Origin of the sequence: Streptomyces sp. NPDC048258, from assembly GCF_043201995.1 — a bacterium.
Taxonomy (GTDB): domain Bacteria; phylum Actinomycetota; class Actinomycetes; order Streptomycetales; family Streptomycetaceae; genus Streptomyces.
Map to the genome: position 1 here is coordinate 122591 of NZ_JBICZH010000001.1, position 25818 is coordinate 148408.

Consider the following 25818-nt stretch of genomic DNA (forward strand, 5'->3'; position numbering starts at 1 on the left):
GCCGGCGGCCCCGGTTCACGGCGAGGCGGCGACCCAGTACATCCCGCCCGTGCCGGCGGCCCCCGCGCACGAGGAAGCGGCGACCCAGTACATACCGCCGGTGCCCGCGTCCGCCGGGCTCGAGCCGTTCGACGGGCTGTTCCGCGGCGACGACTCCGCCGGGCACACCCAGCACCTGCCGCCGGTCCAGGAGCCGGTGCTGCGGCAGCCGCCGCCGCGCCCCTACCCGCCGCGCGCGCAGGGCCCCGTACCCCCGCCGCAGCAGTTCCAGCAGCCCCAGCCCCAGCTCCATCAGCCGCAGTACGCGCCGCCCCCGCCGCCGGAGCCGGCCCGCAAGGTCTCGCCGGCGATCATCGCCGCGGTGGTCATCGGCCTGGCCGTCGTCGGGCTCGGCGTCGGCTCGCTCCTCGGCGACGGCAAGCCGCAGAACAACGACCCGGGCGCGGTGGCCGCCGCGCCCAGCGCGAGCGGCGGCACGGCGGCGCCCGCCGGCGAGGCCCCGGTGGACCCGGGCCGCCCGCAGGCCGTCCAGCTGGACAAGCTCCTCGCGGACAGCAACGACAGCCGGGCCTCGGTGATCAAGGCCGTGGAGGACATCAAGGGCTGCAAGAACCTCGACCAGGCGGCCGGCGACCTGCGCGACGCGGCCCGTCAGCGCGAGGAGCTCGTCACCCGCCTCCAGGAGCTGAAGGTGGACCAGCTCCCGGAGAACGCGAAGCTGACCGCCGCCCTCACCAAGGCCTGGCAGTCCTCCGCGGCCGCCGACAACAGCTACGCGGCCTGGGCGGACGACGTGGACGACGACAAGTGCAAGGACGGCAAGGCCAAGAACTCCGAGAACGCCGCAGCAGGCAACAGGGCGAGCGGCGAGGCGACGAAGGCCAAGGAGTCGGCCGCGACGCTGTGGAACAACATCGCGGCCAAGTACGGACTCACCAAGCGCGACAAGTCGCAGCTCTGACACCTCCCCCGCCAGGGGGACCGGCAGGCCCGCCGGGGATCAGGCCGCCCGGGGGGCCTGTTCCAGTGTCGCCGTCATGTCCAGCGACCCCTCGCCCTCCTGGGCGACGAGCCGGCCGGACTGGACGATCTGGAAGGTGACCCGGCCGTTGACGATGCGGGGGAAGCCGGCGACGGCGCGCATGTCCTGGTAGCGCCAGCTCAGGTCCGGGGTGAGGCCGCCGGTCTTGACCGCCTGCGACTGGTTGAGCATGCGCCCGACCTTGCGGGCCGTGATGTCCTCGTCCGCCTTGAAGCGCTTCACGATCTCGCTCAGCACGGTGTACGCGATCCAGGTGGTCTGCGCGCCGCTGTCGTCGGGGTCGACGGTGTCGTCGCCGAACGCGTACTCGGAGATCACCTTGCGCATCGGCTCCCAGAGCGGGTCGCCGGCCACCGGGTACCAACTGGTCAGGAACGCGCCCTCGAAGGGGCTCTCCTTGCCGCCGGTGCGGTCCACCAGGGACTGGCTGACGCTGCCCAGGACGGAGGAGATCTGCGGCTTGCGGTTCTGGGTGTCGGCCCGGCGGAAGGCGTCGAAGAAGGTCTCGGTGCGCTCGCCGAGCACCGCGGTCACGCAGCCCTTGACCTTCTCCTTGGCGTCCTTGGCGTCCTTCGAGTCCTTGGCGCTCGCGGCACCGGTGGGGGCGGTGTCGGAGAGGGCCTCGCGGGCCTGCGGCGCGAAGTCCGCGGAGTCCTCGGCGGCCCGGATGTCGGAGGCGTCGGCCATCTTGTTGGCCTTGAGCCCGGCGTTCAGCAGGACCGGCATCGAGTCGCCCGCGAGGGTGTCGGGGCGGACCAGGGCGACCTGGCTGCACACGCGGCCCAGTTGGTGGCCGGCGCCGGCCAGGAGCACGGGCTGGCCGCCGTTGACGGGGTAGGACAGGGTCGACTGGAACTCCTCAGACGTGACCCCGTAACCCCCGATGAACGGGATGCCCTCGGCCTCCAGCGGGGCCATGAAGGTGCGTCCGTGCTGGCTGTAGGAGCCGACGACGGCGACGGCCTTCTCGCTGATCGCCTTGCGGGCGCAGTCGGCGGCGCCGGTGGGGGTGTTCTTCTCGTTGCAGGTCAGGACGCGCAGCTTGCGCCCGTTGATGCCGCCCTTGGCATTGACCCAGCGCTCGTACGCCTTGGCCATGCCGGGCATTCCGGGCATGTTGGTCGCTTTGGTGTCCTCGGGCGCGAACGTCATGACGGTGAGGGTGCCCCCGGAGCCCCCCGAGCCTCCGGGGAGCACCCCGCATCCGGCGACGAGACACGCGCCCATCGCCGTGGCCAGGAGGGTGCGGGAGAGGGTTGCTGCGCGTCGCCGATCGGTCATGTCCATGCACCATTCCGCCCCGCGGGGAACTGGAGAGTGAGGGGTTCACAACATTGGGTGACGTCCAGGTGAATTACCGGGGGGAAGTCCATATTCCGTTTGTTCACATGCGCCGCAAGATCACAGAGGGCGGGAACGTACGATCGAACGCGTGACATTCGCCCAAGGTTCGAAGAACTCTTCCCGACGCGGTGGCCGCTCCTCCACCATGGGCGGCATGCCCCTGAACGACATGCCGTGGTGGCGCTGGCGCAGCAATGTGCGCTCGGCGCTGCACATGCTCTCCGACCCCGCCTTCCACGAGGACACCTGGCTGGCCGGCGCCGAAGGGTACGGGGACGTCACCGACGCCGTGTACCGGCTCGTCGAGGACACCTGGCTCGACAGCTGGTCGGCCGAGAAGTACGTCGGCACGATCTTCCGCGACTCACAGGAGGCGGCCCTGGTCGACCTGGCCGTGCTGCGGGTGCTCCGCATCCTGCACCAGGTCGGGCCCGACGCACCCGTCTCCGTCTACCTGGAGCACCACGCCTGGCCCGAGGCGGTCCGCGCGGCGCGCGAGGCGCACGTACGGCTGGCGGTGGCGGACGGGGACGATCCGGACGCCCGGCCGACGTCCCTGGAAGTGCTGAGGATCGTCACCCGCGCGGTGTGAAAGGCTATGCGGTCATGAGCGACCCGCAGCCCGAGGCACAGCCGCAGCCCCAGTACGTCCTTACCGTGTCCTGCCCCGACAAGCAGGGCATCGTGCACGCCGTGTCGAGTTACCTCTTCATGACCGGCTGCAACATCGTGGACAGCCAGCAGTTCGGAGACCGGGAGACCGGGCTCTTCTTCATGCGGGTGCACTTCGAGGCCGAGCCGGCGGTGACGGTGGAGAAGCTGCGCGCGAGCTTCGCCGCGATCGGTGAATCCTTCAAGATGGACTGGCAGATCCACCGCTCCGACGAGCGCATGCGGATCGTGCTGATGGTGTCCAAGTTCGGCCACTGCCTGAACGACCTGCTGTTCCGCACGTCGATCGGCGCCCTGCCGGTCGAGATCGCGGCCGTCGTCTCGAACCACACCGACTTCGCGGAGCTGGTGGGCTCGTACGACATCCCGTTCGTGCACATCCCGGTGACGAAGGACACGAAGGCGGCGGCGGAGGCGGAGCTGCTGAAGCTCGTGCGCTCCGAGAACGTCGAGCTGGTGGTGCTCGCGCGGTACATGCAGGTGCTGTCCGACACGCTGTGCAAGGAATTGAGCGGGCGGATCATCAACATCCACCACTCGTTCCTGCCGAGCTTCAAGGGCGCGAAGCCGTACCACCAGGCGCACGCGCGCGGTGTGAAGCTGATCGGCGCGACCGCGCACTACGTGACGGCGGACCTGGACGAGGGGCCGATCATCGAGCAGGAGGTCGAGCGGGTGGGCCACGAGGTGACCCCGGACCAACTGGTGGCGGTCGGGCGCGACGTGGAGTGCCAGGCGCTGGCGCGCGCGGTGAAGTGGCACAGCGAGCACCGCGTCCTCCTGAACGGCAGCCGCACGGTGGTCTTCGCGTAGCCCCGGCCGGGCCGGCCCGGCGGGCGAGGCCCCGCTGGCCCGTCTGCGGGGCTCCGCCCCGGCCCCGTTCCCGGGAACGGGGCGCACCCGGTCCGGCCCCTGCGGCCCGTCTGCCGGGGCTCCGCCCCGGACCCCGCGCCTCAAACGCCGGCGGGGCTGAAAGATCGGGGCCCCGCCCCGGGCCCCGCGCCTCAAACGCCGGCGGGGCTGAAAGATCGGGGCTCCGCCCCGGGCCCCGCGCCTCAAACGCCGGCGGGGCTGGTTTTGGCTCCGCCCGGGCCCCGCGTCTCAAACGTCGGCGGGGCTGGGTTTGGCTTCGCCCCGGGCTCCGCGCTTCAAACGCCGGCGGGGCTGGTTTTGGCTCCGCCCCGGGCCCCGCGCCTCAAACGCCGGCGAGGCTGAAAGATCGGGGCTCCGCGCTTCAAACGCCGGCGGGCTGGGGTGGCTTCGCCTGCCGGGGGTGGGGGCGGCCACCCCGGTACCGGCACCGGCCCCTGCCAAGCCCCCCGCAGGGGTCAGGCGTCAGGGGCCTCCACCCCGCAGTAGGCCGCGAAGGCCGTCAGGATCTCGTCCTCCGAGATGCGGCCGTCGCCGTCGGCGTCCAGGGCCGACGCCACCTGCGTGGCCAGCTCCGGCGGCGTGCCGAGGACCCGCAGGACCCGCGCCGCCGCCGCGGGGGCGGCCCCGCCGCCGCCCTCCGCGTCCGCCACCGCGATCACGGCCCGCAGGAACGGCCGCGCGATCTCCGCGAACCGCTCCGGGCTGTCCCGCAGCCGCTTCGCCGCCCCGGTGATGAACTCCTCGCGGGACACCCGCTGGTCCCCGTCGACATCCGCGATCCCGGCCATCCCCTGCCAGAACGCCTCGGCGCCGGCGAACACGGCCTGGCCCTTGTCCGACCGGGCGGTGGTACCGAATTCGGCCAGGACGGCCTTCGCGGCCGCGCTGAAGTCCTCCCGGTCGATATAGCCGGACCCGTCCTGGTCGAAGGTGGCGAATCGGGCGGCGATCTTGCGCTCGTATTCTGCGCTGTCCATGTTCGGCGTTCCGCCTTCACGTGTGCGGTGGGTACAGATCAAGACAGGCAGGAGCGTAAGGCCTTGGTGGCCTGCGCGTTAAGCGAAGGGGTCAAGCAGACGGCCGCATCGAACCCGCGCACGGGGAGCGCGGTGGGGCGCGTACACCTGTGCCCATGTGCTGCCGCCCCTACCACGGTTCACACGCTGCCACCGGCCTATCACGGAGAGCTCACTTCCAGAGTGACCTTCCCTCAAAACGGGCGCACCCGGCCATGTGCCCACTACATTCGATGCGTCGACACACGGCTGGGGGCATCATGCCTAAGGACGTACCACCGCGCTGGGACCGCCGCATGCAGCAGCGCCTCGCCCGCGGCGAGGCCGCCGCGCTCGGGGAGCTGTACGACCGATTCGCCTCGCTCGTGCACAGCCTGGCGCACCGCGTGCTGGGCGACGAGAAGGCGGCGGACCGGATCACCCGTGAGGTCTTCGGCTACATCTGGGAGAACCCGGACGCCTACGACCCCAAGCAGGGCTCCATGCGCTCCTGGGTCGCCCGCATCACCCAGGGCCAGGCGGTGGCCCGGCTGCGCCAGGCCGAACTGGGGCGCGGCTCGCGCGAGGAGCTGGAGCAGAAGGTGCGCAGCGCCAACGCCGCCGCCCGCGCGGACTACATCGTCACCTCCATGCCCGCGCCGCTGCGCGCCGCGCTCGAACTCGCGTACTTCAAGCGGCGCGACTACCGGCAGGCCGCCGCCGACCTCCGGATCAGCGAGGACGAGGCGCGGCGCCGGCTGCGGCTCGGGCTGCAGCTGCTGTCGACCGCCAACACCCTCCCGCAGGAGGACACCGCCCCGCCGGGATACGGCCCGCGCGAATACGGAACGCCCCGATGAACGGTCCCGCCGAGTCCCACGACGACGGATACGAGCGGCCCGGCGGCCGGGCACGGATACCGGGCCCGCGCGCCGCGGCCGACGACCTGGACCCGCGGCACGCGCCGCCGGTCCCGGAGCCGCTGTCCGTGGTGTCACCGCCCCCGCCCTCGCACGCCGTGCTGAAGTCCCTGCTCGGGGCGTGGGCGTTGGCCGCGTGCTCCGCCGAGGAGACGCAGGCGGTGGAGGACCACCTCACCGAGTGCGCGCCCTGCGCGGAAGAGGCGCTGAGGCTGCGCGACGCGGTGGGGCTGCTGCACCCGGAGGAGAACCTCGACCTCAAGCCGCTGCTGCGCTCGCGGGTGCTGGAGGACTGCCTGGGCAAGCGGCCGGCCCGCATCCCGGTACCGGTGTGGGCGAACCCGTACGACACCGAGACCGCGCGGCTCGACGCGCTGCTCCAGGACTTCGGGGACTCCGAGTGGCACACCCCGGTCCGGCTGAAGTGGTTCGAGGACGAGCGGCGGATGACGCACCGGACCACGGTGGCGGGGGTGATCGGGCACCTGCTGACGGTGGACGGGATGGTGGCCACCGCGCTGGGGCTGGACGACCCGCTGGGCAAGGAGGCGCCGGAGGGCGGCGGTACGACCGCGCGCACGGAGCACTTCTGGAACGCGTCGGAGTACCCGGCCACCCGGAAGGTCCGCGAGCCGTGGCGGGAGCAGGGGCACACGCTGGTGCGTACGGTGTCGTTCGCGGGCCGTGGTGTCGCCGAGCTGGCGGTGGACTACGGGGGCTTCGCGCTGCCGCTCGGGGACGCGTTCCTGGAGCGGGCCTTCGAGTGCTGGGTGCACGCGTCGGACATCGCCGAGGCCGTGGACTACCCGTACGAGCCGCCGTCCGGGCCGCATCTGCACCGGATGATCGACCTGGCGGCGCGGCAGTTGCCGGGAGCGCTGGCGCGGCGCCGTCGTGCGGGGCTGGCGGCGCCGGCGCGGGGGCTGGTCGCGGCGGGTGCGCCGGGGCGGACGCTGCACCTGGAGATCGAGGGTGCGGGTGGCGGGGGCTGGGACATCGCGCTGGACTCGCCGGGGGCGGTGCCGTCGGCGGAGCGGACGGTGGCGGAGATCGCCCTGGACGGGGCCGAGTTCTGCCAGCTGGCCGCCGGGCACATCTCGCCGGAGGAAGCGGCGGCGGGCCAGCACGGCGACCGCGAGGCGATCCGCGACGTCCTGTTCGCAGCGGCGTCCCTGAGCCGGCTGTAGCCCGGGCCGGGGGCTGGGGCGAAGCCGGCCACGGCCACGGCCACGGCCACGGCCACGGCCCCGGCCCCGGCCCCGGCCACGACCCCGGTCAGGAATAGCGTTCGCGGAGGCGGTACTTCAGGACCTTGCGCAAGGCCTCGTTGCGGGGGAGCGACTCCAGGAGTTCCAGCTGCTCCGGAAGCTTGTGCGGGGACAGGCCCTGCCCGCGGAGGTACGAGGTCAGGCCCGGCAGGGTCAGCGGCGGCCCCGCGCCCGGAACCGGCTCCACCACCGCGCAGACGCGCTCGCCGCGCTCCGCATCCGGCAGCCCGATCACCGCCACGTCCGCCACCCCCGGCAACTGGTGCAGCAGGTCCTCGATCTCCTTCGCCGAGATGTTCTCGCCCTTGCGGATGATGACGTCCTTGCTGCGCCCCGTGAGGACCAGGTACCCGTCCGGCGTCAGGTGGCCCAGGTCGCCCGTGACCAGATAGCCGTCGCGGTCGAAGACCTCCGCCGACTGGTCCCGGTTCAAGTAGCCCTGGCAGACCGCCTCGCCCCGCAGCCGGACCTCCCCGTCCGTGTCCGGGGGAAGCGGGGTGCCGTCGGCCGACGTGATGCGGATGGACATCCCCGCCGGCGGGCGGCCCTCGGTGGTCGCGAGGTGTTCCGGGGTGTCGTCCGGGGCGCCCATGGTGATCATCGGGACTTCGGTCATGCCGTAGCCGTGGGTCAGCTGGCAGCCCATCTCGCGTACGACCGCGTGGTAGATCTCCGGCGGCTTGGGGGCTCCGCCGCCCGCGAGGAGGCGGAGGGTGGGGATGAGCTGGGTGCCGGGGTCCTTGCGCTGCTCCGTGAGGAACATGGAGTAGAAGGCCGTCGACCCGCCGGCCACCGTGACCCCGTGGCGGCGGTAGCCGTCCAGCGCGTCCGGCATCGCGAACTTCTCGAAGAGGACCGCGGGGAAGCCGTACAGCAGCAGCATCACGGTGTAGTCGGGCCCGGCTATGTGCGCGAAGGGGAAGGCCATCGAGCCGACGTCGGCCGGGGTCAGGCGCAGGGCGTGCGCGAGGCAGGAGCCGCCCGCGATCAGGGAGCGGTCGGTGTGCAGGACGCCCTTGGGGTCGGAGGTGGTGCCGGAGGTCCAGTAGATCCACCGGACGTCCGTGCCGGAGGCGGGGGGTGGCGGGAGTACGGCGGGGTCGCCGTCGGGGAGGGACGCGTACGCCTCGAAGACGCCGCGCGCGCCGAGCCGCTCGGCCATCGCCGGGTAGTCGAAGCCCCGCCAGGGGCCGGGGACGGCGAAGTACTCGGCCTTGGACTCGCGGAGCGCGAAGCCGACCTCCCGGTCCCGGTAGAAGGGGATGACGGGGGACTGGACGGCGCCGATCCGGGCGAGGGCGACCGAGAGCAGCACGGTCTCGATGCGGGTGGGGAGCTGCCAGGCGACGACCGTGCCGGGGCGTACGCCCATGCCGTGCAGGCCCGCGGCGACGCGTTCGGAGCGGTCGCGGAGCTCCGCGAAGGTCAGCCGGCGGTCGTCGGCCGGGTCGTCGGCGGCCTCGATGAGGACGGTGGTGTCCGGGGTCAGGGCGGCCCGGCGGGTGATCAGTTCCCACAGGGTCGCGCAGCGGCTCAGTTCTGTCGCGGTGTCCGTCATCCCGGACCTCCCCTTGGCCGACGCGAGAGTAGCTGACGGTTAGTCAGATCAAGCGCAGAGCGTAGAGCGCCGACGCTTGTCGGTCCAGGGGTGGCGGGGCTAGCTTGTTTCTGACGATCCATCAGATCGGGGAATTGGGGAGACCATGGAACTGCCTCGGATCATCAGCGTCGACGACCACGTGATCGAGCCCGCCCACCTGTTCGACGTCTGGCTGCCGGCCAGGTACCGGGACCGCGGGCCCAAGGCGCTCACCGCCGGCATCGGCGAGCTGGAGTACACGGGCGGCAAGTACGTGATCTCCATGGACCCCGACGGCCCGCCGACCGACTGGTGGATCTACGAGGACCTGAAGTTCCCGTACAAGCGCAACATCGCCGCCGTCGGCTTCGACCGCGACGACATGACGCTGGAGGGGATCACCCGCGAGGAGATGCGGCGCGGCTGCTGGGACCCCAAGGCGCGCCTCGCCGACATGGACCTCAACCACGTCGAGGCCTCGCTGTGCTTCCCGACCTTTCCGCGGTTCTGCGGGCAGACCTTCGCCGAGGCCCACGACAAGGAGGTGGCCCTCGCCTGCGTGCGCGCCTACAACGACTGGATGGTCGAGGAGTGGTGCGGCGACAGCGGCGGGCGGCTGATCCCGCTGTGCATCATCCCGCTGTGGGACATCGACCTGGCCGTGGCGGAGATCCGGCGCAACGCGGCGCGGGGCGTACGGGCGGTGACCTTCTCCGAGATCCCGACCTACCTGGGGCTGCCGTCGATCCACTCCGGCTACTGGGACCCCTTCTTCGCCGTCTGCCAGGAGACCGGCACGGTGGTCAACATGCACATCGGGTCCAGCTCCCAGATGCCCGCCGCCTCGCCCGACGCCCCGCCCGCCGTGCAGGCCTCGCTCAGCTTCAACAACGCGATGGCCTCGATGATGGACTTCCTGTTCAGCGGGGTGCTGGTGAAGTTCCCGACGTTGAAACTCGCCTACAGCGAAGGGCAGATGGGCTGGATCCCGTACGCCCTGGAGCGCGCCGACGACGTGTGGCAGGAGCACCGCGCCTGGGGCGGGGTCCGCGACCTGATCCCCGAGCCGCCCTCCACGTACTACTACCGGCAGATGTTCTGCTGCTTCTTCCGCGACAAGCACGGCATCGCCTCGCTGGACGTGGTCGGGCGCGACAACGCCACCTTCGAGACCGACTACCCGCACGTGGACTCGACCTTCCCGCACACCAAGGAGGTCGCCCTCGACCACGTGAAGGGACTGGACGAGGAAACGGTCTACAAGCTGATGCGCGGCAACGCCATCCGGATGCTCGGCCTGGATCTCGTCTGATGGATCTGACCTACACGGAGGAGGAACGGGACTTCCGGGCGCGGCTGCGCGAATGGCTCGGCAAGGTGCTGCCCGAGCTGCCCGCCAAGCCGTCCCCGGACGACTGGCCGGGGCGCCGCGCGTACGACCTCGGCTGGCAGCGCCGGCTGTACGAGGCCGGGTACGCGGGCCTGCACTGGCCGGTGGACGCGGGCGGGCGCGGAGCCACCCCGACCCAGCACCTGATCTTCCTGGAGGAGACGGAGCGCGCGGGGGCCCCGTACGTCGGCGCGAACTTCGTCGGGCTGCTGCACGCGGGGCCGACCATCGCCGCCGAGGGCACGGCGGAGCAGCGGGCGCGCTGGCTGCCGCCCGTCCTGCGGGGTGACGAGGTGTGGTGCCAGGGGTTCAGCGAGCCGGAGGCGGGCTCTGACCTGGCCTCCCTGCGCACGCGGGCGGTGCGCGACGGCGACGAGTACGTGATCACCGGGTCGAAGATCTGGACCTCGCACGCGGAGGTCGCCGACTGGTGCGAACTGCTGGTGCGGACCGACCCTGCCGCGCCGAAGCACCGGGGGATCTCCTGGCTGGCGATGCCGATGGACGCGCCAGGGGTGACCGTACGGCCGCTGCGCACCCTCGCGGGATCGACCGAGTTCGCGGAGATGTTCCTCGACGAGGTACGGGTCCCGGTCGCCAACCGCGTCGGGGCGGAGAACGACGGCTGGCGGGTCACCATGGTGACCCTGTCCTTCGAGCGGGGCACAGCCTTCGTCGGCGAGGTCGTCGCCTGCCGCCGGACCCTGGGCGAGCTGGCCCGTACGGCGAGGACGAACGGGCGCTGGGACGATCCGGTGCTGCGGCGCAGGCTGGGGCGGCTGTACGGGGAGTTCGGCGCGCTGTGGCGGCTCACGCAGTGGAACGTCAGCGAGTCGGAGCGCTCCGGCGGTGTCCCCGGCATCGGCGGCTCCGTCTTCAAGCTCGCCTACTCGCACGCGCGCCAGGAGCTGTACGACACGGCGGCGCAGGTGCTGGGGGCGGACTCGCTGGTGATGGAGGAGGAATGGGTCCTGGACCGCCTCTCGTCCCTCTCCTACACCATCGCGGCGGGCACCTCGCAGATCCAGCAGAACATCGTGGCCGAGCGGATCCTCGGCCTTCCGAAGGGCCGGTGAGGGGCATGGACTTCCAGCCGACCGAGGAGCAGCGGGACCTGCGGGCGGGCGTACGGGGCCTGCTGGCGGGGCGGTACGGGCGGGAGGCGCTGCGGGCGTCGGTGGACACGGGGGTCGCCGTGGACCGGGGGCTGTGGCGGGAGCTGGGCGAGGCCGGCTTCTTCGCGCTGCGGCTTCCGGAGGCTGCGGGGGGCGTGGGTCTGGGTCTCCCGGAGGCGGTCCTGCTCTTCGAGGAGGCCGGGCGGGCCCTGCTGCCGGGGCCGCTGGTGGCCACGCACCTGGCCGCCGGGGTGGTGCCGGGGGCGGCGGACGGCACGGCCGTGGTGACGGCCTTCGACCTGGCCGGGGGTTTGGTGGCCCACCTGGCGGAGGCGGACGCGGTGCTGGGCGCGGCGGAGCTGCCGGCGGGGGAGCCGGTGCGCTCGGCGGACCCCCTGACCCCGCTGCACCGGGTGGCGTCCGTCGGCGACGTGTCCCCGTACGTCTCCGTGGGGGCGTTGCTGACGGCGGCCCTCCAGGTGGGCAGCGCGCTGCGGACGGTGGAGCTGGCGGTGCGGTACGCGGGGGAGCGCGAGCAGTTCGGGCAGCCGATCGGCGCGTTCCAGGCGGTCAAGCACCTGTGCGCGCGGATGCTGGTGCGGGCGGAGGTGGCCCGTACGGCGGTGTACGCGGCGGCGGTGACGGCGGAGGGCGCGGTGACGGGAGGTGGCGCGGAGGGCGCGGTGACGGGAGAGGGCACGGAGGGTGTGGAGGGGGCGGAGGCGGGCGAGATCGCGGCCGCGAAACTCCTGGCGGACGAGGCGGCCGTGCTGGGCGCGCGGGACTGCCTCCAGGTCCACGGCGGGATGGGCTTCACGTGGGAGGCGGACGTGCACCTGCACCTGAAGCGGGCCTGGGTGCGGGCCGAGCAGTGGCGGACCGCGGCGGAGGCGGAGGAGCTGCTGGCGGCGGAACTGCTGGGCTCGCTGTCGTAGCGTCGTACTGCCACGGTGGTAGCGCGTTGTTACCGGAGGGCACGGGAGGGACGCGGAGGGACGCATGTCCGATTACAGAGAGTTGATATCGGTTTGTGTCCTTCGCCCACCCCTTTGCGGCCCGAACGCAGGGGGCTGCTCCGGTACGCTCCCACGAATGCGAGCGGTTGAGCGGCGCAGGCGTCGCACAGTATGCACCACGCCCACTCCTTCGCGCGGGAATATGCCCGAAGCGCTTGTTGTCGTGACTGTATGTCAACCATGCTGCTCCGCAAGGGGATCACACTGGGTGATCCCATCCTGTCGCGAGGCGAAGTGTCCGCCGGTTCGGATGGTGTGAGCGGTGCAGGTGCTTCAGGTTCAGCTGGAGGTAGGACCGGACCCCGCCGAGGTCGGCCGGGCGCGCCGGTGGGCCCGGTCCCGGCTGGCGGGGTCGGGCATAGGGGATGACGAGCCGCTCGCCGAGACGCTCATCCTGCTGATCTCCGAGCTGGTCACGAACGCGGTCGTGCACACGGGCTGTCCGGCCGTGCTGCGGATGCTGTTCGGGGAGCCGGGGGTACGGGTCGAGGTCGCCGACGCGAGCGACCGGGCGCCGGCCCCCCGCCAGGCCGCCGGGGACGACACGGGCGGCCGCGGCCTGGAACTGGTGGACGGCCTGGCGGACCGCTGGGGCTGGCAGCGCGAGGGCGCGGGCAAACGGATCTGGTGCGAGATCGACCGCGCGGAGAAAGCGGCGTCGGACTGCGCCTCGGACGGCCCTTCCGAGATTCACCCTCAGGTGCGGGAACCGCGCGTGTACCTCTAACGAGGTGTTGACGTTCCGTCACATCTTGATCACCCTGGTGTGGAGCGATTCGACGCGAGGGGACGCCAAGGGCCTGCCTTGACGAGTGCGGGTCGCGGGGTGGCGGCCGCGGTGCCGCGCTCGGGGCGTGCATGCGCGCCGCCGCCACCCGCATCTTCTTCCGCTGCGTCGCCCTTGGCGGGTTCAGCGCGTTCGCTTTGTGATGTCGGTCGGCGCTCCCCACTGAGGCGCTGTTCTCCCGCAACCAGACCCGTCAGGCGGTGCGACATGACCGGATGGGACACCGACAAGAATCCGCGGCCACTTCTAGCGAAGATCACCATCGCCGGCTGAGCCCTGCTCACCGAGGATGTGAGCAGGCCCATCCGGAGCGAGACCCGGGGCATGGACAGCCTCGCCTGGTCACCGCCCTGGAGGGCACGTTCGGCATCGTCATCCCGACGAGGTCACCGACCGGCTGGAAACCGTCGGCGACGTCCGCCGCTGCGTGGAACCGCGCACCGCCGCGGCGGCCACGATCCCCGCACCCGAAGGACCCCACGAGTGAGCCTCCGCGAGATCAAGCCCGGCAACCGCGGCTACCTCTACGTCAACAGCCATCCGACCGGCTGCAAAGCGGTGGTCGACCGCATGTGGCAGCGGACACCGGACCCTGCCGGCGACCGGCCCGGCCCGGTCGCCCTCGTCATCGGCTCCAGCGCCGGCTACGGACTGGCCGCGACCCTGGTCGGTCTGCGCGCCCACCGGATGCGCGGACTCGGCATCGCCTTCGAGTCCACCGCGACCGAGCGCCGCACCGCCAGCGCGGGCTGGTACCGCACCGCGCGGACCGCCGAACTCGCCGCCGAGGCCGGCGCTGACTTCACCTTCCTCAACGGCGACGCCTTCTCCGATGGCGTCAAGGATGAGGCGGCCGACCAGCTCGCCGCCCGCTTCGGCAAGATCGACCTGCTCATCTACAGCATCGCGGCCCCACGTCGCACGAACCCGCTGACCGGCGAGGTCCACCACTCCGTCATCAAGCCGCTCGGCACCGACTACCGGGCCAAAACCCTCGTGTTCGAGGACGGCGCCCCGCAGATCGGCGAGTTGCACCTGCAGGCCGCGGACGAGGCCGAGCGCGACGCGACCGTGCAGGTCATGGGCGGCGCCGACTGGCGGATGTGGATCGACGCCCTGCAGTCCAAAGGCCTGCTCGCCGACGGCTTCCAGACCGTCGCCCTCTCGTACGTCGGATCCGACATCACCGCCCCCATCTACCGGGCCGGAACCATCGGAGCCGCCAAGCAGCACCTGGAAGACACCGCCCGCGCCATCGACACCCAGCTCAAGGGAACGGGCCACGCCTACACCGTCGTCGCGGGCGCGGCCGTCACCCAGGCCTCCACCGCCATCCCGAGCATCGCGCTCTACACCAGCATCCTTCACCGCGTTACCGGTGACGGCTGGCAGGCCACCGTCGACCAGGCAGCGGCCCTGTGGAACCAGCTCGCCGGTGACGCCGAACTCGACCTGGACGACCAGGACCGCATCCGGCTGGACGACTGGGAGATGAATCCCGGGGTTCAGGCCGCCGTCCGCGCCACGTGGGACCAGGTCGACGCCGACACCATTTCCACCAGCGCGGACACGGGTTGGTTCCGCGACCAGGTCGGCCAGCTCTACGGCTGGGCCGTTCCCGGCGTCGACTATGAGGTCGCAGCCGAGACCACCGTCCCGTGGCCCGCTTCCCCGTCATCCGACGTCTGACCCGAGGCCATCGGCGAACGGCTCCCGAGTGCACACATCAAGACAGCCCCTCCGCCGTTGCGGAGGGGCTGCGCATGGCAGTACGACGCCCGTCGGCGCGAGGTGAGGAAAGGCCTCGCTGCGGCGGGCGGGGGGTGAGGGCCTGGAGGGTGACCCCGGAGACGGCCGGCCGGGTCGGCCGGGGGCTCAGCCGTCGGCGCAGATCACGTCGTACGGGCGGCCGACGGCCATGGTCAGTTCCATGGGCTCGCTGGTTCCCGACGGGCACTCGCTCTTCTGCTTGACGAGGCCGAGCACCTTGTACGTGCCCGAACCGCCGGAGGCGCAGGCGACTTCCTGGGCCTGGTCGGTCACGCAGTCGCCCTTCACCAGCTGGCCGCCGCCGGCGCCCGGGTCGCCGGGGTGGTCCTCGGACAGGTTCCGGCCGCAGACGGTGTTGGTGGGGATGCCGCCCTTCTTGCTGCTGCCGTAGGAGATGCTCACCTCGATCATGAGGTCGGTGCCGGGCGGGCACTGGATCGAGCCGGGCAGGATGCTGGCGTCCTTGATGTCGATGGCCTTGAACGTGGCACCGGAGGCGGAGCAGCGCTGCGGGCGGTAGCCGTCGGGCTTGTTGTCCGGGTCGGGTCCGCCGCAGTCGCCGACCTTCCACGAACTGGAGGTGTCGGAGGAGGACTCGGGGGAACCCGGGTCCGAGGGCTTGGCGGAGGGGGACGCCGAGGCGGACGCGGATGCCGACGGCTTGCCGTCGTCGTGGCCGAGCCACTGGGAGGCGCCGTAGATGCCGCCGACGATCAGGGCGACGGTCAGGAAGCCGGTGAGGCCTCCGTTCGACCGGCGTCTGGGGGCCTGGGGCGGCGTTACCTCGTACGGGTTGGCCATGCGCTCCTCCTGTGGTGAGGGTGGTGGGTCCGGGGGGTGACGCGAGAACGGTGACACGTCATGAACACCTCATAGTTCCACGGTGGGGGAGACCCGAGTGACCGTGGTCCGAGGCCCGGCCGTCGCCGCCGACGCGGGGTGGGGAGTCCCGCGCCGGCGGACGGGGCTCAGGCGACCGGCTGGCCGGTCAGCGCGGTCAGCAGCTGGTCCATCTCGGTGCGCCACATGCGGTGGACGTTCATGCGCGTGGGCTTCGGCTGGCCCGGGAGCTGCATGCGGAAGTGACTCCAGACCGCGTTCCGGTTGATCTCCGAGACCAGGCCGGCCGCCTGGTCCGTGGGGATCGCGAAGGCTATCTCCTGCGGCCGGTTGCTCATCCGGCTCGCCTTGTGGATCACCACGGCCTGCTCGGTCACGGTGACGAAGTAGTACGTGAGGAACGCCTGGCCGATGAGGCCGAGCATGCTCATCAGCCACACGCTGGGCCCGGCGACGGCCTGGATGGTGACGAGGGGACGGTCGGCCGGGTTGGCCTGCGTGATGGCCTCTGCGACCTGCTGCTGGATCGTGGCCTTCTTGACGGCCATGGGGGACTCCTGAGCGGAAAACGCGGCCCCCGGCGGTCGGGGGCAACGCAGGGTACCGGGCCGTCCCGGGCCCCCTCGGGGCAGGGGGCGGCCGCCCGTTCAGCTGCTGCTGCGGGAGTTGGCGGCCCGGCTGTGCGCGGGCGTGCCGCGTGCGCGGCGGCGTGGCACGAAACCCGCGATCACGGGCAGAAGAGCCACTCGTGGCCTGTGGGCCTGCGGCGCGAAGCTTGAGCCATGACAGACAAGCCCCTCGGCCGCAGCGCCGTGTACACCGTCCTGACCACCGGCTACACCCTCTCCACCGGCCCCGGGGTCGCCGCCACCGTCTCGTACGTCTCCGACGGCGACCGGCACGTGATCGTCGACCCGGGCATGGTGGCCCACCGCGACCGCATCCTCGGCCCGCTCGCGGAACTGGGCCTGGGGCCGGACGACATCACCGATGTCGTGCTCAGCCACCACCACCCCGACAACACCATGAACGTGGGCCTGTTCCCCCAGGCGTGGGTCCACGACCACAAGGCGGAGTACCGCGACGACCAGTGGACCGACCGGGACGCCGAGGGCCATGAACTCTCCGACTCCCTGCGTCTGATCCGCACCCCGGGCCACAGCCCCGAGGACATCACCCTCCTCGTCGGCACCGCCGACGGCGTGGTCGCCTTCGCCGGCGACCTCTGGTGGCGCCCGGACGGCCCGGCCGAGGACCCGGTGGCCCCGGACCGGGACGTCCTGCGCACCTCCCGCATGCGCGTCGTGGCGGCGGCCGACGTGATCGTCCCCGGCCACGGCGGCCCGTTCCCGGCGGGGGACGAGGCGCCGCTGTAGGGGGCCGGCGTGGGCATCCGCACTCGACCGCACACCGTGACCGACGCGAGGGGACTTGCATGACGTCGCAGCTCGAACCCGCGCACGCCTCCCGGGGGACCGCCCGGCGCGGCGCCTGGCGCACGTGGCACCGCCCGCTGCTGATCTGCGCGGCCCTCATGGCGGGCCTCGTGGTCCTCTGCGGAATCGGAACGGCCGTGGACGACCGGACCCTGCTGGGCGAGTCGGTATGGGTCAAGCCGATGAAGTTCGGCTTCGCCTTCGCCCTCTACACGGGCACGCTGGCCTGGCTGCTGACGGAGCTGAAGAGGGGAAGGCGCCTGGCCTGGTGGGTCGGTACGGTCTTCGCGCTGGCCGTGACCGCCGAAGTCGGCGCCATCACCCTCCAGGCGGCACGTGGCACGTTCAGCCACTTCAACGCCGACCGGAGCGACCCGACCACCCTGGCCCTCGTACCGGTCCTCACCTTCGGCGTCCTGGTCATCACCGTCGCGCAACTGGTCGTCGCCGTAGCCGTGTTGATCCAGCGCACGGGCGGACCGGACCTGAACCGGGCGATCCGGGCCGGGCTCGGCCTCGCCACCGCCGGCATGCTCATCCCCGTCAACTGGATGGTGACCGGGACGCACCCCCGTACCGTCACCGACGCCAACGGCGCCGACGTCCCGATGTACCAGGGCCACGGCATCGGCGACCCGGACGGCCACGGCATGCCCCTGACCAACTGGAGCGTGACCGGGGGCGACTTCCGGGCCCCGCACTTCTTCGCCCTGCACGGCATCCAGGTCCTCCTCCTGCTCACCGTCGCGCTGACCGCCCTCTCCGCCCGGCACGCCTGGCTGCGGGACGAGCGGGCCCGCGCCCGCCTGGTGGGCAGCGCCGCGCTCGGCTACTGCGGCCTGGTCGCGGTCGTCACCTGGCAGGCCGCCCGCGGCCAGTCCCTGATCCACCCGGACACCGCGACGCTCGCGGCCTCCGGCGCGGTCCTCCTGCTCACCGCCGCGGCGACCGTACGGCTCGTCGTCGCCTCCCGGCGCGCCACCGCCCCCTGACCTCTCAGAGGACGGCCACTGGGGCCACCGGGGTGCCGGTGCCGCCGACGAAGGGTTCCGGCATGGCGGAGAGGAGGAAGGCGTACCGGTTCTCTTCTGCACAGGCTGTGGACAACTTTTCGAGATTCCAGTTCTGGCCCTGGTGCATGCCCATCTCGACCAGGTCGAGGGCGTGGACCGGCAGCCACAGATTCTCCAGCTCCGGCGGGAAGATCTCGAAGGTGAGCGTGTCGTTCGCGACCGCCGCCACGTCCCGGGCGTGGAACCACTCCGGCGTACGGACGGACAGCCCGGGCGAGGGGAAGCCGTAGCCGTGCTTGTCGCCCGCCAGGTAGACCTGGATCTGGCCGGTGCGGACCAGGACGATGTCGCCGGCGCGGACCGTGGCCCCGCCGAACTCCTCGGCCTCGGCGAGGTCTTCCGGGGTCACCGCGTGCCCCCCGGGGAGCCGGTCCAGGCCCTTGGCGCGCGCCACGTCCAGCAGGACCCCGCGCGAGACGATGTGCCCCGCCTTGTCGATGCCGCTGTACTGGGCCCGGGTGTGCGGGGTGATCGAGGACGCCGGACGGCCGTTGTAGATCTTCCCCGAGTGCGAGACGTGCGTGAGGGCGTCCCAGTGGGTGCCCGCCTGGAGGCCCATGGTCACGGCGTCGTCGCTGCACGCCACCGTGCCCGGGCCGAAGATCTCCTGGTTGATCTGCACCATCGTGTGCAACGGGTTGATCCGGCCGGGGATCAGGCCGGCCTGCACCCCGTCCTCCTTGAGCGGGAGGGCGAGAGGGATGCGGCGGCCGGTACGGATCTCCGCCGCGGCCGCCCGGACGACCTCGTCGGTGACCAGGTTCAGCGTGCCGATCTCGTCCTCGGCGCCCCAGCGCCCCCAGTTGTTGACGCGCTTGGCGATGTCGTGGAACTCGGCGGGCAGTGACATGGGCCTCAACAGCTCCTTGCGTGGAAACGGCAACGAGGGCTTGTGCTCGCGTATCGAGGTGCCCATAGAATCTAACGGACCGTCAGAAAACGCGGGAAGGGGCCGGACGTGGGGAACTTCTTGGCAGGCAAGGTCGTCGCCGTCACCGGCGCCGGCCGGGGCATCGGGCGGGCCGTGGCACTCGCCGCGGCCGCCGAGGGTGCCAAGGTCGTCGTCAACGACTACGGCGTCGGCATCGAGGGGGGAGCGCCCACCAGTGAGATCGCCGAGGGAGTGGTGAAGGAGATCCTCGCCGCGGGCGGGGAGGCCGTCGCCGTCGCCGACGACATCTCCAGCATGGCGGGCGGCCAGCGCATCGTCGACACGGCCCTCGCCCGGTACGGACGCGTCGACGGCGTCGTGTGCGTGGCCGGCATCCTGCGCGAGCGCATGCTCTTCAACATGTCCGAGGAGGAGTGGGACCCGGTGGTCGCCACCCACCTCAAGGGCACCTTCACCGTCTTCCGCGCCGCCTCCGCCGTCATGCGCAGGCAGGGCTCGGGCACCCTGATCGGCTTCACCAGCGGCAACCACCAGGGCTCCGTGGCCCAGGCCAACTACAGCGCCGCCAAGGGCGGGATCATCTCCCTCGTCCGGTCCGCCGCGCTGGGCCTGGCCAAGTACGGGGTGACGGCCAACGCCGTCGCACCCGTCGCCCGTACCCGCATGTCCGCCAACGTCCCCATGGAGCTCAAGGAGATCGGCGAGCCCGAGGACGTCGCCGCGCTCGTGACCTACCTGCTCAGCGACAAGGCCGTGGCCGTCGGCGGGGAGAAGATCACCGGGCAGGTCTACACGATCGCCGGCCCGAAGATCGCCGTCTGGGCCCAGCCGCGCGAGCTGCGCGCCGGGTACGCCGAGGGCTCCTGGACGCCGGAGAAGATCGCCGACTTCCTCCCCGGGACGGTGGGCACCGACCCGATGCCGATGCTCGCCCAGCTGGAGGCCATGGCCAAGGCGGCGGCCGCCAAGGACCGCCCGAACGCCGCCAACGCGTAGGGGACGGCGTGGACTTCAGCTTCGGGGCCGAGGACGAGGAGCTGCGCGGGCGCGCCCGGGCGTGGCTGACGGAGCACCTCGTGGGCCCGTACGCGCACGCCCGCGGCCTCGGCGGCCCGGGGAGCGAGCACGAGCAGGTCGACGTCCGGCGCGCGTGGGAGCGCGAGCTGGGCCGCGGCGGCTGGATCGGGCAGGGCTGGGAGGCCGGAGGGTACGGGAACCGCCGGCTCTCCCTGACCGGGCAGGTGGTGTGGGCCGAGGAGTACGCGGCGCTGCGCGCGCCCGGCCGGGTCGGCCACATCGGGGAGAACCTCCTCGCGCCCACCCTCATCGCCTACGGGACCCAGGAGCAGCGGGACCGCTTCCTGCCCGGCATCGCGCGGGGCGAGGAGCTGTGGTGCCAGGGCTACAGCGAGCCGGGCGCCGGCTCCGACCTCGCCGCGATCCGTACGGCCGCCGTACGGGACCCGGCCGACGGGCTGTTCCGGGTGACCGGGCAGAAGATCTGGACCTCCCTCGCCCGGGACGCCGACTGGTGTTTCGTCCTGGCACGCACCGAGCCCGGCTCCCGGCGGCACCGCGGGCTGTCGTTCCTGCTCGTACGGATGGACCAGCCGGGCCGGATCGAGGTCCGCCCGATCCGGCAGATGTCGGGGACCTCGGAGTTCAACGAGGTGTTCTTCGACGGGGCGGTGGCGGCCGAGGCCGTCGGCGCGGAGGGCGACGGCTGGACCGTGGCCATGGGGCTGCTCGCCCTGGAGCGGGGGGTGTCCACGCTGGTCCAGCAGATCGGCTTCGCGGCGGAGCTGGAGCGCGTGGTCCGGGCCTACGCGGCTTCGGGTGCTCCGGATCCGGTCCTGCGGGAGCGCCTCGTACGGCAGTGGGCGGAGCTGCGCGCGATGCGGTGGAACGCGCTGCGCACCCTCGGCGCCACGGACGACGCGGGCGCCCCGAGCGTGGCCAAGCTGCTGTGGGGCGGGTGGCACCGGCGGCTCGGCGAGCTGGCGGTGGAGGTCCGGGGCGCGGCGGCCTCGGCCGGACCGGAGGGCTGGGCGCCCGGGGTCCCGTACGAGCTCGGACTCGACGAGATGCAGCGGCTCTTCCTGTTCACCCGTGCCGACACCATCTACGGCGGCTCGGACGAGATCCAGCGGAACATCATCGCCGAGCGCGTGCTCGGCCTGCCTAAGGAGTCCAGGTGAGAGGCGTCGTGTTCGACGGCAAGCAGGCCCAGGTGGTCGACGACCTGGAGATCCGCGATCCGGGGCCGGGGGAGGTGCTGGTCGCGATATCGGCGGCCGGGCTCTGCCACAGCGACCTGTCGGTGATCGACGGGACGATTCCGTTCCCGCCGCCGGTGGTGCTCGGGCACGAGGGGGCGGGGGTGGTCGAGGCGGTCGGACCGGGGGTCACGCACGTGGCGCCCGGCGACCACGTGGCGCTGTCCACCCTCGCCAACTGCGGTGCGTGCGCCGACTGCGACCGGGGCCGGCCGACGATGTGCCGCAAGGCGATCGGGATGCCCGGTCAGCCGTTCTCGCGGGGCGGCAGGCCGCTGTTCCAGTTCGCCTCCAACTCCGCCTTCGCCGAGCGGACGATCGTCAGGGCGGTCCAGGCGGTGAAGATTCCGGCCGACATCCCGCTGACCTCGGCGGCGCTGATCGGCTGCGGGGTGCTGACGGGCGTGGGCGCGGTCCTGAACCGGGCGAAGGTGGACCGCGGCGAGTCGGTGGTCGTCATCGGTACGGGCGGGATCGGGCTGAACGTCCTGCAGGGCGCCCGGATCGCCGGTGCCACGACCATCGTGGCGGTGGACGCGAACCCGGCGAAGGAGGCGGTGGCCCGGCAGTTCGGGGCCACGCACTTCATCGACGCGTCGGCGGTGGCGGACTCCTCGGCGGCGGTGAGGGAGATCCTCCCGACGGGCGCCGACCACGCCTTCGAGTGCGTGGGCAGCGTGAAACTGATCCGCCAGGCCATCGACCTCCTCGACCGGCACGGCCAGGCGATCCTGCTGGGGGTGCCCGGCTTCGCTGAGGAGGCCTCGTTCCTCGTCTCGTCGATGTACCTCGACAAGACGATCACGGGCTGCCGGTACGGGTCCTCGCGCCCGCAGCGCGACATCGCGCTGTACGCCGAGCTCTACCGGCAGAGCCGGCTGCTGCTGGACGAGCTGGTGACGGAGGTCTACCCGATCGAGGACTTCGCCAAGGCCGCCGACGACGCCCACCACGGGCGCGTGGCACGCGGGGTGCTCACGTTCTAGGGAGTGTCGTCAAAGTAGCGTCGGCCCGCCCGAAGGGCGGGGCTGGTGGGGTCTGGTGCGTGCGATCGCAACGCGGAGGAGGGAATCGACGCGGTGGGGGCACCTCCCAGCGGTAGCTGGGGGACGTCGGTGACCGACGACAACGCGGCTGGGGGTCCCCCCGGACGGAGTCTGGGGGAGTGCGTGCCAGGCCCCACCAGCCAGACGGGACTTTGACGACACGACCTAGGCCGGGTGAGGTGAGGGAACGCCGGGCCGCCCAGGGCCGGGCAGCCGTGCCAGGGTGGGCGGCGACCCGGTTCCTGCGGGGCTCGGCCGGGCCACGACCGTCCTCATCCCGTTCCCGGGGTGGGGGTCGTGGCAGCGCACACGGGAGCGAGTCGCCCGGCTCCGGGCCGAGCCGTCCCGATTGCCGGGGCGTCGGGTCAGTCGCTGAAGCGGCCGAAGCGGCCCTTGTGGAAGAGGAGGGGATCGCCCTCGCCGGCCGCGCCCATGGCCACGACGCGGCCCACGACGATCAGGTGGTCCCCGCCGGTGTGCACGGCGTGGATCCGGCAGTCGATCCATGCGGGCACGGCGTCGAGCTGCGGGGATCCGGTGACCGGGGCCGGGGTGTGGGAGACACCGGCGAACTTGTCCGCGCCGCTGACGGCGAAGGACCGGCACAGCTCGCCCTGCTCGGCGCCCAGGATGTTGACGCAGAACACCCCGGCGCGGGCGATCCGCGGCCAGGTGGTCGACGTACGGGCCACCATGAACGTGACCAGCGGCGGGTCGAGGGACAGCGAGGCGAAGGACTGGCAGGCAAAGCCGGCCGGTCCGTCCTCGTCCGCGCCGGGCGGCGCGGTGATGACGGTGACCCCGCTGGCGAAGTTGCCGAGCACGGCCCGGAATTCGGCGGGGGAGACCGGCGCGCGCTCGTCCTCGCCGACGGCCCGCAGGTCGGGGCGCGGCAGAACGTCCACGGGCTCCGGACCCGCCGCGGCGGAGGTGGGGGCGCCGACTGACCTGAGGTACCGGACGACGGTGGCCGCCATCCCTGCATGTCCCATCACACCGTCGATTGAAGCTGACGGTTCGTCAGATGGGAAGAGGGATGGGGCCCGTCATCGCCCCCGCCGCGCTCTTCGGCCTTGCCTGCCTGCACGCCATGGTCTTCACCCGGCCCGCACTCGCCCTGGCCGACCGCTACGGCCGACGGGTGGTCGCACCGGCCTGGCTCCTCGCCCTCTCGGCGGCCCGCGCGCTGTTCCCGTGGGCGTGCGGTGCCCCGTACGCCGTCTCCTGGGCCTGCATCGCGGGGTTCGGGGCGCCCCCGCTGCTGGTGGCGCGCCGGGCGGTCGGCACGGGCAGGCGGCCCGGCTCCGTCGTGGGGGTGACGGGCCCGGTCACCGCGGTGCTCGTATATGCCGCCATGGCGACCGGGATCCTCCTGGTCGAGCGCGGCGTGGTCGAGGGCTACGAGCCGCCCCGGCTGGAGCGCGCGGAGTACGTCGGCGAGTGGCGCGGCGCGGACGGCGGGGTGGTACGGCTCAAGGAGGGCGGCGAGGCCGTGGTCGAGGGCGTGCCGGCGTACGACTTCCCGCAAGGGGGTCACCCACTGCACCGCCGTAGGCGCCTGGTCGCCGCGGACCGCGAACACGGAGCGCGGCCGGCGGGCCGGGGTGGATCTGGTCGTCCGCGACTGCGACGGCTGGAGCACGACCTGGGAGGTGGCCGGGAGTGCGGAGCGCCCGGAGCTCTTCCAGCTGTACGGCGACCCGGCCAACGGGGACATGTGGCTCCTGAGCCGCCGGTGGTCCGGACCGGCATGAGACCTCAACTCCCCTTGTGACAAAGGAGACATGGCCCTGATTCATGCCCGCGACGGCGCGTGTGTACAGTCGTCGCCAACGACAACGACGTCGGGGGCTGGGGTGGGCATGGGAAACGGTTTTCGCTACCGGGCCGAGCGGATCTCACTGGGTGCGATGGCGGCGGCGGGCATCGCGGTCCTGGTCGCCGACCTCCTCGGGTGGCTCGACAAGATGGCCCCCGGAGGCACGCTCCCGAAGATCACGCTGCTCATCCTGAGTACGGTCACCCTGTTCCTCCTGATGGAGTTCGACCGCCTGAAGGTGCTCGACAACATCAACCGGCAGATCTCCGGGCTCACCGTCGACGGCCTGACGGGCGAGCTCCGGCGCGGTCACTACCTCGGCGTGGTCCAGGTGCACAGGGAGTTCCCCGAGTCGGCGTTCATCGGGCTGGTACGGGCCGCCAGGCGGGAGGTGGCCATCCTGCAGACCTGGATACCCAACCTCGGCGGCTTCCAGAGCGAGTTGGCGAAGGCCATCAACGAGCGGCGGATCGAGGTGAACATCCTGCTGCTGCATCCGTCGTCCCCCGTGGCCGGGCTGCGCGACGAGGCATTGCGGACAACCGGACAGAGCGCCGGGGCGGTGGACGTGGACGCGAGCCTGCGGAGCCTCGAACTGGTCCACCGCCAGGTTTCCCCCGAGCTCCGGTACAAGCTCCGGGTGCGGGTGTACAACTCCCTTCCGTCGATCGCCGTGTACAAGGTCGACGACCGCTACCTGGTCAGCTCGTTCCTGCACGGGCAGCTCGCGATCGCCTCCACCCAGACCGAGATCGACGGGTGCGACACCCTGATGGGCCGGGAGGTCCAGAACGAGCTGGACACGTTGTGGCGCATCGGCCGCGATGTGGACCTCGGTGACTGGCACAGGTCGATCGACAGCATCAATCAGTGATCCGATCCGGAAGTGAGGGCACGGTCGTGCGGGAACTGGACAGGTTCGAGGACGAACTGATCGAGCGGTACGAGCAGCACCCGGTACTGGCGAACATCGCGCTGCTTCCGGACGAGGACTTCGCCGCGATCCTGCTGCAGAGACGCTTCCTGTCGCTGGCGTTCACGCCGGCCTACGACCTGGCGATCGATCTCCTGCGTGACGAGACGGCGGTGCGGATCGCCCGGGTCATCCTGCGCGAGGAGTATCCGGACGTTCGCGGGAACACGCCCTCGCACCGTGAGGACATGACGCAGGACATGCTCAGGCTCGGCGTCTCCCGGACGGACCTCGTCCACACGAGGCCGACGGCGGCGACGAAGAAGGCCATCGGCGACACCTTCGACCTGATCGCCGACGCCGGCACCCATGACGACGCCGATCTGCGGGTGTTGACGATCCTGCGCTTCTGGGGCGAGATCCTGGTGTCCGTCGAGTACGGGCGGCTGTGGGAGCGGATGGAGCCCCTGATGGCGCGGGAGGGCGGGTACCGCTCACGCTTCTACCTTCCGCATCACGTCCACGACGCCAAGACGCGCACGCTGGCGGCCGGGGGCATGCTGGCCACGGCCCACCCCGACCGGCTGGCGACCCGGCTGAGGGAGTTCCTCGTCAGCGGGGGCGAGGGGGCGACGGACGCCTTCAAGGAAGCGGAGGAGCGCTCGCTCCGGCTCAAGGTGAGCTTCTACGACCAGTTCCTGCCGGCGCTGGACCGCGTGGGAATCTGAGAAGGCCGCGAGGCCGGGCCCCCG

Annotated in this window: 24 protein-coding genes and 1 pseudogene; 18 read left to right on the forward strand and 7 right to left on the reverse strand. The window is 72.0% G+C overall.

Going from position 1 to position 25818, the window contains the following annotated elements:
- Window positions 1-961: pseudogene (locus ACGFYQ_RS00610) on the forward strand (hypothetical protein); the annotation flags it as partial.
- A 39-nt stretch (window positions 962-1000) separates the two neighbouring features.
- On the opposite strand, the gene ACGFYQ_RS00615 reads toward ACGFYQ_RS00610, so the two are convergent.
- Window positions 1001-2323, reverse strand: a complete 1323-nt coding sequence (locus ACGFYQ_RS00615; RefSeq protein ID WP_393738432.1) for an ABC transporter substrate-binding protein — start codon at window positions 2321-2323, stop codon at window positions 1001-1003.
- Between the two features lie 208 nt (window positions 2324-2531).
- On the opposite strand from ACGFYQ_RS00615, the gene ACGFYQ_RS00620 reads away from it, so the two are divergent.
- Window positions 2532-2978, forward strand: coding sequence for a hypothetical protein (locus tag ACGFYQ_RS00620; RefSeq protein ID WP_393739670.1), 447 nt, complete (start codon window positions 2532-2534; stop codon window positions 2976-2978).
- A 14-nt stretch (window positions 2979-2992) separates the two neighbouring features.
- A complete protein-coding gene (gene purU, locus ACGFYQ_RS00625) occupies window positions 2993-3871 on the forward strand; it encodes a formyltetrahydrofolate deformylase (protein WP_393738434.1) in 879 nt (292 codons plus the stop codon).
- Window positions 3872-4386: 515 nt separating this feature from the next.
- Here the strand turns inward: purU and ACGFYQ_RS00630 are convergent.
- The gene (locus tag ACGFYQ_RS00630; RefSeq protein WP_393738436.1) at window positions 4387-4908 is read right to left on the reverse strand and encodes an EF-hand domain-containing protein; all 522 of its coding nucleotides are present in this window, start codon (window positions 4906-4908) and stop codon (window positions 4387-4389) included.
- Window positions 4909-5207: 299 nt separating this feature from the next.
- Between ACGFYQ_RS00630 and ACGFYQ_RS00635 the strand changes: the two genes are divergently transcribed.
- Window positions 5208-5786: a sigma-70 family RNA polymerase sigma factor gene (locus ACGFYQ_RS00635; protein ID WP_393738438.1), complete on the forward strand. Its 579-nt coding sequence runs from the start codon at window positions 5208-5210 to the stop codon at window positions 5784-5786.
- Window positions 5783-7033 (forward strand): zf-HC2 domain-containing protein, encoded by a 1251-nt coding sequence (locus tag ACGFYQ_RS00640; RefSeq protein WP_393738440.1) that lies wholly within the window; start codon window positions 5783-5785, stop codon window positions 7031-7033. The genes ACGFYQ_RS00635 and ACGFYQ_RS00640 overlap by 4 nt, the downstream gene beginning before the upstream one ends.
- An 88-nt stretch (window positions 7034-7121) precedes the next feature.
- On the opposite strand, the gene ACGFYQ_RS00645 is transcribed toward ACGFYQ_RS00640, so the two are convergent.
- Window positions 7122-8672, reverse strand: coding sequence for a class I adenylate-forming enzyme family protein (locus tag ACGFYQ_RS00645; protein ID WP_393738442.1), 1551 nt, complete (start codon window positions 8670-8672; stop codon window positions 7122-7124).
- Window positions 8673-8817: 145 nt separating this feature from the next.
- On the opposite strand from ACGFYQ_RS00645, the gene ACGFYQ_RS00650 reads away from it, so the two are divergent.
- The 5 genes from ACGFYQ_RS00650 to fabV all read left to right on the forward strand — a co-directional run bounded on the left by ACGFYQ_RS00650 (window position 8818) and on the right by fabV (window position 14690).
- Window positions 8818-10005: an amidohydrolase family protein gene (locus ACGFYQ_RS00650; RefSeq protein WP_393738444.1), complete on the forward strand. Its 1188-nt coding sequence runs from the start codon at window positions 8818-8820 to the stop codon at window positions 10003-10005.
- On the forward strand, window positions 10005-11159 hold the full coding sequence (locus ACGFYQ_RS00655; RefSeq protein ID WP_393738446.1) for an acyl-CoA dehydrogenase: 1155 nt from the start codon (window positions 10005-10007) through the stop codon (window positions 11157-11159). Before ACGFYQ_RS00650 ends, ACGFYQ_RS00655 begins: the two co-directional genes overlap by 1 nt.
- A 5-nt stretch (window positions 11160-11164) precedes the next feature.
- Window positions 11165-12133, forward strand: a complete 969-nt coding sequence (locus tag ACGFYQ_RS00660; protein WP_393738448.1) for an acyl-CoA dehydrogenase family protein — start codon at window positions 11165-11167, stop codon at window positions 12131-12133.
- Window positions 12134-12476: 343 nt separating this feature from the next.
- Entirely contained in the window at window positions 12477-12941 is a 465-nt protein-coding gene (locus tag ACGFYQ_RS00665; protein WP_393738450.1) for an ATP-binding protein, read from the forward strand.
- A 543-nt stretch (window positions 12942-13484) separates the two neighbouring features.
- Window positions 13485-14690: an enoyl-[acyl-carrier-protein] reductase FabV gene (fabV, locus tag ACGFYQ_RS00670; RefSeq protein ID WP_393738452.1), complete on the forward strand. Its 1206-nt coding sequence runs from the start codon at window positions 13485-13487 to the stop codon at window positions 14688-14690.
- 186 nt (window positions 14691-14876) lie between these two features.
- Here the strand turns inward: fabV and ACGFYQ_RS00675 are convergent, their stop codons facing one another.
- On the reverse strand, window positions 14877-15572 hold the full coding sequence (locus ACGFYQ_RS00675) for a hypothetical protein (protein ID WP_393738454.1): 696 nt from the start codon (window positions 15570-15572) through the stop codon (window positions 14877-14879).
- A 167-nt stretch (window positions 15573-15739) separates the two neighbouring features.
- The gene (locus tag ACGFYQ_RS00680; protein ID WP_393738456.1) at window positions 15740-16159 is read right to left on the reverse strand and encodes a hypothetical protein; all 420 of its coding nucleotides are present in this window, start codon (window positions 16157-16159) and stop codon (window positions 15740-15742) included.
- Between the two features lie 234 nt (window positions 16160-16393).
- On the opposite strand from ACGFYQ_RS00680, the gene ACGFYQ_RS00685 reads away from it, so the two are divergent.
- On the forward strand, window positions 16394-16987 hold the full coding sequence (locus ACGFYQ_RS00685; RefSeq protein WP_393738458.1) for an MBL fold metallo-hydrolase: 594 nt from the start codon (window positions 16394-16396) through the stop codon (window positions 16985-16987).
- Between the two features lie 59 nt (window positions 16988-17046).
- Window positions 17047-18039, forward strand: a complete 993-nt coding sequence (locus ACGFYQ_RS00690; RefSeq protein ID WP_393738460.1) for a hypothetical protein — start codon at window positions 17047-17049, stop codon at window positions 18037-18039.
- Between the two features lie 4 nt (window positions 18040-18043).
- On the opposite strand, the gene ACGFYQ_RS00695 is transcribed toward ACGFYQ_RS00690, so the two are convergent.
- Window positions 18044-18970 carry a cyclase family protein gene (locus tag ACGFYQ_RS00695; RefSeq protein WP_393738462.1) on the reverse strand — a complete coding sequence of 309 codons (927 nt, stop codon included), beginning with the start codon at window positions 18968-18970 and terminating at the stop codon, window positions 18044-18046.
- 108 nt (window positions 18971-19078) lie between these two features.
- Between ACGFYQ_RS00695 and ACGFYQ_RS00700 the strand changes: the two genes are divergently transcribed.
- From ACGFYQ_RS00700 to ACGFYQ_RS00710, 3 genes are read left to right on the forward strand one after another with little or no spacing between them, the layout of a single operon-like run.
- The gene (locus tag ACGFYQ_RS00700; protein ID WP_393738464.1) at window positions 19079-20008 is read left to right on the forward strand and encodes an SDR family oxidoreductase; all 930 of its coding nucleotides are present in this window, start codon (window positions 19079-19081) and stop codon (window positions 20006-20008) included.
- An 8-nt stretch (window positions 20009-20016) separates the two neighbouring features.
- Window positions 20017-21210, forward strand: a complete 1194-nt coding sequence (locus ACGFYQ_RS00705; protein ID WP_393738466.1) for an acyl-CoA dehydrogenase family protein — start codon at window positions 20017-20019, stop codon at window positions 21208-21210.
- On the forward strand, window positions 21207-22274 hold the full coding sequence (locus ACGFYQ_RS00710; RefSeq protein ID WP_393738468.1) for a Zn-dependent alcohol dehydrogenase: 1068 nt from the start codon (window positions 21207-21209) through the stop codon (window positions 22272-22274). Before ACGFYQ_RS00705 ends, ACGFYQ_RS00710 begins: the two co-directional genes overlap by 4 nt.
- A gap of 425 nt (window positions 22275-22699) precedes the next feature.
- On the opposite strand, the gene ACGFYQ_RS00715 is transcribed toward ACGFYQ_RS00710, so the two are convergent.
- Window positions 22700-23311: a flavin reductase family protein gene (locus ACGFYQ_RS00715; protein WP_393739672.1), complete on the reverse strand. Its 612-nt coding sequence runs from the start codon at window positions 23309-23311 to the stop codon at window positions 22700-22702.
- Between the two features lie 47 nt (window positions 23312-23358).
- On the opposite strand from ACGFYQ_RS00715, the gene ACGFYQ_RS00720 reads away from it, so the two are divergent.
- From ACGFYQ_RS00720 to ACGFYQ_RS00730, 3 genes are all read left to right on the forward strand, one after another.
- On the forward strand, window positions 23359-24108 hold the full coding sequence (locus ACGFYQ_RS00720; protein ID WP_393738470.1) for a hypothetical protein: 750 nt from the start codon (window positions 23359-23361) through the stop codon (window positions 24106-24108).
- A gap of 88 nt (window positions 24109-24196) precedes the next feature.
- Window positions 24197-25027, forward strand: a complete 831-nt coding sequence (locus ACGFYQ_RS00725; protein WP_393738472.1) for a hypothetical protein — start codon at window positions 24197-24199, stop codon at window positions 25025-25027.
- Window positions 25024-25794 carry a hypothetical protein gene (locus ACGFYQ_RS00730; RefSeq protein ID WP_393738474.1) on the forward strand — a complete coding sequence of 257 codons (771 nt, stop codon included), beginning with the start codon at window positions 25024-25026 and terminating at the stop codon, window positions 25792-25794. The genes ACGFYQ_RS00725 and ACGFYQ_RS00730 overlap by 4 nt, the downstream gene beginning before the upstream one ends.
- The last annotated feature ends 24 nt before the right edge of the window (window positions 25795-25818 follow it).

What these genes read in the sequence shown, in the direction of transcription:
- ACGFYQ_RS00640 (WP_393738440.1), top strand. Translation starts at nt 5,783, where the DNA reads ATGAACGGTCCCGCCGAGTCCCACGACGACGGATACGAGCGGCCCGGC.
- ACGFYQ_RS00675 (WP_393738454.1), bottom strand. Translation starts at nt 15,572, where the DNA reads ATGGCCAACCCGTACGAGGTAACGCCGCCCCAGGCCCCCAGACGCCGG.
- ACGFYQ_RS00635 (WP_393738438.1), top strand. Translation starts at nt 5,208, where the DNA reads ATGCCTAAGGACGTACCACCGCGCTGGGACCGCCGCATGCAGCAGCGC.
- ACGFYQ_RS00685 (WP_393738458.1), top strand. Translation starts at nt 16,394, where the DNA reads ATGACAGACAAGCCCCTCGGCCGCAGCGCCGTGTACACCGTCCTGACC.
- ACGFYQ_RS00615 (WP_393738432.1), bottom strand. Translation starts at nt 2,323, where the DNA reads ATGACCGATCGGCGACGCGCAGCAACCCTCTCCCGCACCCTCCTGGCC.
- ACGFYQ_RS00725 (WP_393738472.1), top strand. Translation starts at nt 24,197, where the DNA reads ATGGGAAACGGTTTTCGCTACCGGGCCGAGCGGATCTCACTGGGTGCG.
- ACGFYQ_RS00650 (WP_393738444.1), top strand. Translation starts at nt 8,818, where the DNA reads ATGGAACTGCCTCGGATCATCAGCGTCGACGACCACGTGATCGAGCCC.
- ACGFYQ_RS00695 (WP_393738462.1), bottom strand. Translation starts at nt 18,970, where the DNA reads ATGTCACTGCCCGCCGAGTTCCACGACATCGCCAAGCGCGTCAACAAC.
- ACGFYQ_RS00715 (WP_393739672.1), bottom strand. Translation starts at nt 23,311, where the DNA reads ATGGCGGCCACCGTCGTCCGGTACCTCAGGTCAGTCGGCGCCCCCACC.
- ACGFYQ_RS00690 (WP_393738460.1), top strand. Translation starts at nt 17,047, where the DNA reads ATGACGTCGCAGCTCGAACCCGCGCACGCCTCCCGGGGGACCGCCCGG.
- ACGFYQ_RS00680 (WP_393738456.1), bottom strand. Translation starts at nt 16,159, where the DNA reads ATGGCCGTCAAGAAGGCCACGATCCAGCAGCAGGTCGCAGAGGCCATC.
- ACGFYQ_RS00660 (WP_393738448.1), top strand. Translation starts at nt 11,165, where the DNA reads ATGGACTTCCAGCCGACCGAGGAGCAGCGGGACCTGCGGGCGGGCGTA.
- ACGFYQ_RS00620 (WP_393739670.1), top strand. Translation starts at nt 2,532, where the DNA reads ATGGGCGGCATGCCCCTGAACGACATGCCGTGGTGGCGCTGGCGCAGC.
- ACGFYQ_RS00720 (WP_393738470.1), top strand. Translation starts at nt 23,359, where the DNA reads ATGGGAAGAGGGATGGGGCCCGTCATCGCCCCCGCCGCGCTCTTCGGC.
- ACGFYQ_RS00630 (WP_393738436.1), bottom strand. Translation starts at nt 4,908, where the DNA reads ATGGACAGCGCAGAATACGAGCGCAAGATCGCCGCCCGATTCGCCACC.
- ACGFYQ_RS00655 (WP_393738446.1), top strand. Translation starts at nt 10,005, where the DNA reads ATGGATCTGACCTACACGGAGGAGGAACGGGACTTCCGGGCGCGGCTG.
- purU (WP_393738434.1), top strand. Translation starts at nt 2,993, where the DNA reads ATGAGCGACCCGCAGCCCGAGGCACAGCCGCAGCCCCAGTACGTCCTT.
- ACGFYQ_RS00645 (WP_393738442.1), bottom strand. Translation starts at nt 8,672, where the DNA reads ATGACGGACACCGCGACAGAACTGAGCCGCTGCGCGACCCTGTGGGAA.